This is a genomic window from Streptomyces sp. NPDC059456, from assembly GCF_042750055.1.
GTDB lineage: Bacteria > Actinomycetota > Actinomycetes > Streptomycetales > Streptomycetaceae > Streptomyces.
Map to the genome: position 1 here is coordinate 1 of NZ_JBHYVA010000399.1, position 7797 is coordinate 7797.

Sequence of the window (7797 nt, forward strand, 5' to 3'; positions counted from 1 at the left end):
AAGAGACAGGGCCCCTTCCGTGTGCGGTGGCGTGGTCAGCCGAGGAGGCCGCCGACGAGTCCGGGCTTCTTGGACGGGGCGTCGCCGCCGCCGCTGCTGCCGCTGCCGCCCGTGCTGCCGGAGCCGGAGGACGGCGGCTTGGGGGTGGACTGCTTGGGGGTGCTGCCCGAGCGCTGGCTCGTGCCGGTGCCGGAGCCGCGGGTGGCGGTGGGTGACTGGGAGCCGGTGCCGGCGGTTTCCTTGGTGGTGGAGCCGGTGGTGCCGCGTCCGGTCTTGGCGGTGGGCGCGGAGGCGCTGGCGCTGGGTTCGGCGGGCTTGGAGGGCTGGGGGGCGGTGGACTGGCGCTGCTGCGGTTGCTGCTGCTTGGCGGGGGGCTGCGGGAGCGGGGAGCCGGGCAGGTAGTTGCTGGGGGCCTGGCCGGGTCCGGGCACGGTGACGACGGTGGTGGAGCGGACGGCGCTGCCGAGGAGGGAGCCGATGAGGAGGGTGAGTCCGCAGACGATGGTGGCCATGATGGTTCCGCGGCGCAGGACGCGTCGGCGCAGGCACCAGATCTCGGAGCGGGGTCCGAGGGTGCGCCAGGCTTCGCCGGCGAGGCGGCCGTCGAGGGAGTAGACGGGGGCGCCGGCGATGATCAGCGGGCTCCAGGCGGCGAGGTAGATGATGTCGGGGGCGTCGTAGGCGGGGACGGTCTTCCAGCTGACGGTCATCAGCAGGGCGGCGGAGAGCAGGGCGCCGATGCAGGCGGCGAAGCGCTGCCAGAGGCCGAGGACGGTCAGTACGCCGACGATGACCTGGAGGAAGGCGACGCTGAGTCCGGCTCCGACGGGGTGGGCGAGGGCGAAGTCGCGCAGGGGTTCGGCGAGTGCCCAGGGGTGGAGGGTGCGGAGCCAGGTGACCATGGAGCCGCGTTCGCCGCCGTCGAAGTAGACGGGGTCGCAGAGTTTGCCCATGCCGGCGTAGATGCAGATGAAGCCGAGGAAGACGCGCAGCGGGAGGAGGACGACGCCGAGGTTCATGCGGCGGCCGGGGTAGTACGAGGCCTGTCCGCGGGTGTCGTTCGGGGTGCGGCGGGTGTCGGCGGGGGGTGTGCCGTGGTGGGTGCCGGGGCCGCCGGCGTAGGGGTGGTCGTACGGGAGGTCGCGTACGGGGGTGAGCGGGCGGGTTCCGTCCGGGTCGCCGTAGGTGCGCTGGCCGATGACGGTGGGGGTGGCGAGGGTGTCTTCGGCGAGGTCGTGGGCGAGGTCGACGCGGGGGATGGTCTGGGTGGCGCCGGCGTCGCCGTCGTCGTAGCCGCCGTACCCGGTGTGGCCGCGACCGTGTTCGCGTACGGCTTGGAGGAGTCCGCCCATGGCTGCGGTGTCGCCGGGGGCGGATTTGCCGCTCCAGACGACGGGGGCCCTGCGGCGGCCGGCGCCGGCTGCGGCGACCACGGCGCCGCCGAGGACGGGCACGCGGCCGGGGGCGTTCGCGGGCTTGGAACGCGCGCTCGGGCTCGGTGCGAGCCGCACGCGGAAGCTGGCGTGGTTGACGATGACCTGTGCGGGGTCGCACGGCACCTTGACCATGCTCAGCGCGGGCTGGTCGTCGAACCCTGACGTTCTGGTGTCCACACTCATCTAACCGAGTGATCAGTGTTTAGGACACTGCCTTGACAGCAGGGATGTGTCCGAGACCCGTCAAGATCAAGCCACCCCGCCCGAAACGGGCGGGGTGGCACGCTCACGGGTCACTTTCCGTGAGCCAAGTGGATCAGCGGCGGGGTCAGGTGCGGGGCGTCGTGGCGCGGCGGCGGGCGGCCTCGTAGAGCACGACGCCGGCGGCGACGCCGGCGTTGAGGGACTCGGCGCCGCCGGGCATCGGGATGCGGACGAGGTAGTCGCAGTTCTCGCCGACGAGGCGGCCGAGGCCCTTGCCCTCGGAGCCGACGACGATGACGACCGGGCCGGCCAGTGCCTCCAGGTCCTGGACCTCGTGGGTGCCCTCGGCGGCGAGGCCGACGATGGCGATGCCGGCCTTCTTGTACTCCTGGAGGGCGCGGGTCAGGTTGGTGACGCGGGAGACCGGGGTGCGGGCGGCGGTGCCGGCGGAGGTCTTCCAGGCGCCGGCGGTCATGCCGGCGGCGCGGCGCTCGGGGATGACGACGCCGTGGCCGCCGAAGGCGGAGACGGAGCGGACGATCGCGCCGAGGTTGCGGGGGTCGGTGACGCCGTCGAGGGCGACGATGAGGGGGTCCTCGCCGTTGTCGTGGGCGGCGTCGGTGAGGTCCTCCGGGTGGGCGTACTCGTACGGCGGGACCTGGAGGACCAGGCCCTGGTGGTTGAGCCCGTTGGTCATCCGGTCGAGTTCGGGGCGCGGGGCTTCCATCAGGTTGATGTTGCCGCGCTCGCCGGCGAGCTTGAGGGCCTCGCGGACGCGCTCGTCGTTGTCGATGAACTGCTGGACGTAGAGGGTGGTGGCGGGGACGCCGTCGCGCAGCGCCTCGAAGACCGGGTTGCGGCCGACGACCATCTCGCTGGTGCCCTTGGGGCCGCCGCGGCGGGGGGCGGGGCGGCGCTTGGCGGCCTGGCGGGCCATGGCGTTGGCGATGCGGTTCGCCTTGTGCTTCTTGCGGTCTTCGGCCTTGGGCGTGGGTCCCTTGCCCTCGAGGCCCTTGCGCCGCTGGCCACCGCTGCCGATCGTCGCGCCCTTCTTGTTGGACGTGCGGCGGTTCCTGCGCTGGCTGTTCCCGGCCATGACCTCTACCTGTTTTCGTTGGTGCTGCGATATGTACGTATGAAGAGTGTGCCGCCCGGAGCGCCGGGCGGCCACCAAAGCCGGCCGCCCGTGGCTCAGCGGGGTCCGAGGGTCCAGCGGGGACCGGTCGGGCTGTCCTCGATGACGAGACCGGACTGCTGGAGCTGGTCGCGGATGGCGTCGGCGGTGGCCCAGTCCTTGCGGGCCCGGGCGGATTCGCGCTGGTCCAGGACGAGGCGTACGAGGGTGTCGACGGCGCCGTGGAGGTCCTCGCCGCGGTCGGTCTCCTCGGCCCAGTGCGGGTCGAGGGGGTCGAGGCCGAGGATGCCGAGCATGGCACGCACCTCGGACAGCCGGGCGATCGCGGCGTCCTTGTCATCGGCGGCGAGGGCGCTGTTGCCCTGGCGGACGGTGGTGTGGACGATCGCGAGGGCCTGGGGGACGCCCAGGTCGTCGTCCATGGCCTCGGCGAAGGCGGGCGGGACCTCGGGGGCCGGGTCGACGGTCTTGCCGGCCTTCTCGATGACGCGCTGGTAGAAGCCCTCGATGCGGGCGAACGCGGACTCGGCCTCGCGCAGCGACTCCTCGCTGTACTCGATCATCGAGCGGTAGTGCGGGGTGCCGAGGTAGTAGCGCAGGACGATGGGGCGCCAGGCCTTGACCATTTCGGAGACGAGCACCGAGTTGCCGAGGGACTTGGACATCTTCTCGCCGGACATGGTGACCCAGGCGTTGTGGACCCAGTACTGCGCGAAGTCGTCGCCGTAGGCCTTGGCCTGGGCGATCTCGTTCTCGTGGTGCGGGAAGATCAGGTCGAGGCCGCCGCCGTGGATGTCGAAGGCGCTGCCGAGGTACTTGTGCGCCATGGCGGAGCATTCGAGGTGCCAGCCGGGGCGGCCGCGGCCCCAGGGGGTCTCCCAGTCGGGTTCGCCGGGCTTGGTGGCCTTCCACATGGCGAAGTCGCGGGGGTCGCGCTTGCCGGTGATGCCCGCCTCGGCGGGCTGGCGCAGGTCGTCGATGTCCTGGTTGGACAGCTCCAGGTAGCCGGGGAACGAGCGCACGTCGAAGTAGACGCTGCCGTCGGCCTCGTAGGCGTGGCCGCGCTCGATGAGCCCGCGCATCATCTCGATCATCTCGGGCACGTGGCCGGTGGCGCGCGGCTCGTACGTGGGCGGGAGGCAGCCCAGCGCGTTGTAGCCGTCGTTGAAGGCGCGCTCGTTCTCGTAGCCGATGGACCACCAGGGGCGGCCCTGGGTCTCGGCCTTCGAGATGATCTTGTCGTCGATGTCGGTGACGTTGCGGATGAAGGTGACGTCGAGGCCGCGGTACGCGAACCAGCGCCGCATGATGTCGAAGTTCAGGTAGGAGCGGACGTGCCCGATGTGCGGGGCCGCCTGCACGGTGGCGCCACAGAGGTAGATCGTGACGCAGCCCGGCACGAGCGGGGTGAAGTCGCGGATCTGCCGGGCGCTGGTGTCGTACAGGCGAATAGTCACGGCATCAAGGGTAGTGGGCGTGCGGCAGTGCCCCGCGACCCTTTCGGGGCGCGGGGGCGCTTTGTTGCCGAAGCAGTGCGTTCGGGTGCGCTCAGGCCGCCGGATTCGAGCGGTACACCAGGGCGGTGGCGATGGCGGCGAGGCCTTCGGCGCGGCCGGTGAGGCCGAGGCCGTCGGTGGTGGTGCCGGAGACGGAGACGGGGGCGCCGGCGGCGGCGGCCAGGGTCTTCTGCGCCTCGTCGCGCCGCTTGCCGATCTTCGGGCGGACGCCGATGACCTGGATGGCGATGTTGCCGATCTCGAAGCCCTCGGCGCGGACGATGCGGGCGGCCTCGGCCAGGAGGGTGACGCCGGCGGCGCCGGACCATTCGGGGCGGGAGGTGCCGAAGTGTGCGCCGAGGTCGCCGACTCCCGCCGCGGAGAACAGGGCGTCGCAGGCGGCGTGGGCGGCGACGTCGCCGTCGGAGTGGCCGGCGAGGCCGTCCTCTCCTTCCCAGAGCAGGCCGGCGCACCACAGCTCGCGGCCGGTCTCGAAGGCGTGGACGTCGGTGCCGATGCCGACGAGCGGGATGACGGGCCCCGCGGACGGCCCGGCGGACGTGCCGGCGGACTCTTCGGGACCTGCGGGGCTAGTACGCATCGGTGGCCCTCCTGCGGGCGAGTACGGCCTCGGCGAGGACCAGGTCGAGCGGGCGGGTGACCTTGAAGGCCTCTTCGTGGCCGGGGACCACCATGACGGTGACGCCGAGCCGTTCCACCATTGCGGCGTCGTCGGTGGCGCCCTCGCCGTTGACGGCGATGGTCTCGTGCGCGCGGGCGAGGGTGGCGCGGTCGAAGCCCTGCGGGGTCTGGACGGCGCGCAGCCGGGCGCGCTCGGGGGTGGCGACGACCGGTTCGGGTTCGCCGGGCCCGGCGGGCTCGACTTCCTTGACGGTGTCGGCGAGCGGCAGGGCGGGCACGACGGCGGGCGAGCCGGCGCGTACGGCCTCGACGACGGAGTCGACGGTGTCCACGGGGACGAGCGGGCGGGCGGCGTCGTGGACGAGGACGGAGGTGATGTCCGCGGGGAGCGCGGCGAGGCCGGCGCGGACGGACTCCTGGCGGGTGTCGCCGCCGGGGACGACCAGGATCTCGGTGCGGTCGGGCAGGGCGTGCTCGTCGAGGAGCCGGCGCACTTCGGGGGCGCCGTCGGACGGCGCGACGACGACCACGAGGGCGACGGCCCGGGAGCGGGCCATCGCGCGGACGGCGTGGACGAGCATGGGGGTGCCGCCGAGGGCCCGCAGGGCCTTGGGGGCGCCGGGGCCGAGGCGTACGCCGCGGCCGGCGGCCGGGATCACCGCGGCGGTGCGGTGGGCCCGCGATTCGTCAGACATCAGTAGCTCCGAGCCAGGTTTGTGACTTCGGCCGACATGGGTATGGCCTGAAGGGTGCCGGGTGCGACGCCCTCGCCCCTTCCGTGACGACCGGTCGAGCAGGCTGTCCGGACCCGGCATGCGGGTGGATACGTGCAAGAGGTGTGGGTACAGACATGCCGCAGCGCCCGGCAACAGCCCTCTCGTGGAGGAGAGGGCTCGTCATCGGGCACCGCGGCACAACTGTGTAGACGGTGTTTCGCGTCAGGACGCGAGAACCTCGTCGAGGAGGGCCTCGGCCTTGTCCTCGTTGGTGTTTTCAGCGAGCGCGAGCTCGCTCACCAGGATCTGGCGCGCCTTCGCGAGCATGCGCTTCTCACCCGCGGAAAGCCCGCGCTCACGCTCACGACGCCACAGGTCACGCACCACTTCGGCGACCTTGATGACATCGCCAGAAGCGAGCTTCTCCAGATTTGCCTTGTAGCGCCGGGACCAGTTCGTCGGCTCTTCGGCATACGGTGCACGAAGCACCTCGAAGACCCGGTCCAGCCCGTCCTGGCCGACTACGTCGCGAACGCCGACGAACTCCGCATTGTCCGCAGGCACACGAACCGTCAGGTCGCCCTGGGCGACCTTGAGCACCAAGTAGGTCTTGTCCACGCCTTTGATCTGGCGAGTTTCGATGGCCTCGATCAGCGCGGCCCCGTGATGGGGATAGACCACGGTGTCGCCAACCTTGAACGTCATGTGACAGGTACCCCTTCCGTGGCTATCCAGGGTAACACGAGAACTGACTGTTATGAATGGCGTTTTCGCAGGTCAGGGCACATCTCGGGGCTTGACAACAGCGACAGGAACGTGCTGCGGAGGCCTTCCGGAGGGGGGTATTCGCAGGTCGGAGGTGTTGTGCGGACCGGGCGAAACGGCCACGTTACACCTGGGCGACGACCCCGCCAGTGTGACGTACGTCCCGTTTTGCCGGTTTCGAAGCCGGGAAACCGAACTACTCCGTTCGACTGGCGGGCATCCGTACGGAGCGGTTCCGGCCCAATCCGGAATTGATCACCGGGGACCGTTCGAAGGAATCCCGGAATTGATCACCGGGGGTGCGGCGAACGATATGCGGGCGGCACATGATCGGCGGATGAACGCGGCGGGAAGTGGCGCACGGAAGGACCCCGGCGAGCGCGGGCGGAATGCAAGATCGTGGAGGCGGTGCGGGGCCGCCCGTGCGCTGCGGAGGGTCGGGTGCGGGGGCGGGGCGGCGGCTCGGTAACCTAAGCCCGCTGACACACCCTTAGGGCGGCTTTACCTCGGTCGCCCTGGGACTGCCCACCCTTCCGTTCCGTACGTCCAAGGAGATGCCGCCGCCGTGAGCCGCAGCCTTCGACGCGGCGCCCTCGCCGCCACCGCCATCGTGTTCTCGATCGCCTCGCTGGCCGCTTGCGGTGCAGGCAAGGACGCGGAGACGCTCCAGATCAAGCCGGACAACGCCGCCGTCACCAAGGGCGACATCAAGATCCAGAACGCGCTGGTGATCACCCAGGGCGAGAAGGACAAGAAGGGCTCCGCCGCCGTCTCCGCGACGGTCTTCAACAGCGGCACCAAGCCGCAGACGCTTGACGCGATCACCCTCCCGGGTGGCAAGGCCAAGGTCGTGCTGAAGCCCGCCGAGGGTGCGGGCAAGGTGACCGTGCCCGCCGGCGGCTCCGTCGTCCTGGGCGGCAAGGGCAACGCCTCCGCCGTGATCGAGGGCGGCGAGGGCGTGCAGAACGGCAACGCGCAGCCGGTCGTCTTCCAGCTGAGCAACGCGGGTGACGTGGAGATCGCGGCGTTCGTCGTCCCGAACACCGGCATGTACGCGGGCTTCGGCCCGACCGAGGCCCCGGTCGCCGCGCCCGGCGCCACCCCGTCCGGCAGCCCCTCGGGCGCGCCGTCGGGCAGCCCGTCCGGCTCCCCGGCCGCTGGCCCGTCGGGCAGCCCCTCGGGCGCCGCGTCCGGCGCGGCGGGCGCGCCTTCGGGCAGCCCGTCGGGTTCCCCGTCGCACAGCGCCGGCCACTGATCCCGGCAGCACACGTACGAAAGGGCCCCCCGCCGCGCCCGCGGGCGGGGGGCCCTGCGCACATGCCCGCCCCCGCGCGGGCCCCGCCGCGCCCCCCCCCCGCCGGGTCGCGGGGCCGGGCGCCGCGGGCGACGGCGCGGACGTGTTT

The 7797-nt window shown here is 71.9% G+C and carries 7 protein-coding genes; 1 reads left to right on the forward strand and 6 read right to left on the reverse strand.

Annotated elements, in window-relative coordinates:
* Positions 1-35: 35 nt before the first annotated feature.
* The 6 genes from ACFXA3_RS28105 to ACFXA3_RS28130 form a co-directional block, all read right to left on the reverse strand.
* Positions 36-1619, reverse strand: a complete 1584-nt coding sequence (locus ACFXA3_RS28105) for a DoxX family protein (protein WP_385191252.1) — start codon at positions 1617-1619, stop codon at positions 36-38.
* A 145-nt stretch (positions 1620-1764) separates the two neighbouring features.
* Complete coding sequence (gene rlmB / locus ACFXA3_RS28110) at positions 1765-2736, reverse strand: 23S rRNA (guanosine(2251)-2'-O)-methyltransferase RlmB (protein WP_376204655.1); 972 nt, start codon at positions 2734-2736, stop codon at positions 1765-1767.
* Between the two features lie 95 nt (positions 2737-2831).
* Positions 2832-4232, reverse strand: a complete 1401-nt coding sequence (gene cysS / locus ACFXA3_RS28115; RefSeq protein WP_385191254.1) for a cysteine--tRNA ligase — start codon at positions 4230-4232, stop codon at positions 2832-2834.
* 91 nt (positions 4233-4323) lie between these two features.
* Entirely contained in the window at positions 4324-4872 is a 549-nt protein-coding gene (ispF, locus tag ACFXA3_RS28120; RefSeq protein ID WP_385191256.1) for a 2-C-methyl-D-erythritol 2,4-cyclodiphosphate synthase, read from the reverse strand.
* Positions 4862-5608, reverse strand: a complete 747-nt coding sequence (gene ispD, locus ACFXA3_RS28125; RefSeq protein WP_385191257.1) for a 2-C-methyl-D-erythritol 4-phosphate cytidylyltransferase — start codon at positions 5606-5608, stop codon at positions 4862-4864. The genes ispF and ispD overlap by 11 nt, the downstream gene beginning before the upstream one ends.
* A 243-nt stretch (positions 5609-5851) precedes the next feature.
* Positions 5852-6334 carry a CarD family transcriptional regulator gene (locus ACFXA3_RS28130; RefSeq protein ID WP_003953493.1) on the reverse strand — a complete coding sequence of 161 codons (483 nt, stop codon included), beginning with the start codon at positions 6332-6334 and terminating at the stop codon, positions 5852-5854.
* 625 nt (positions 6335-6959) lie between these two features.
* Between ACFXA3_RS28130 and ACFXA3_RS28135 the strand changes: the two genes are divergently transcribed.
* Complete coding sequence (locus ACFXA3_RS28135) at positions 6960-7649, forward strand: DUF461 domain-containing protein (RefSeq protein WP_385191259.1); 690 nt, start codon at positions 6960-6962, stop codon at positions 7647-7649.
* Positions 7650-7797 lie beyond the last annotated feature (148 nt).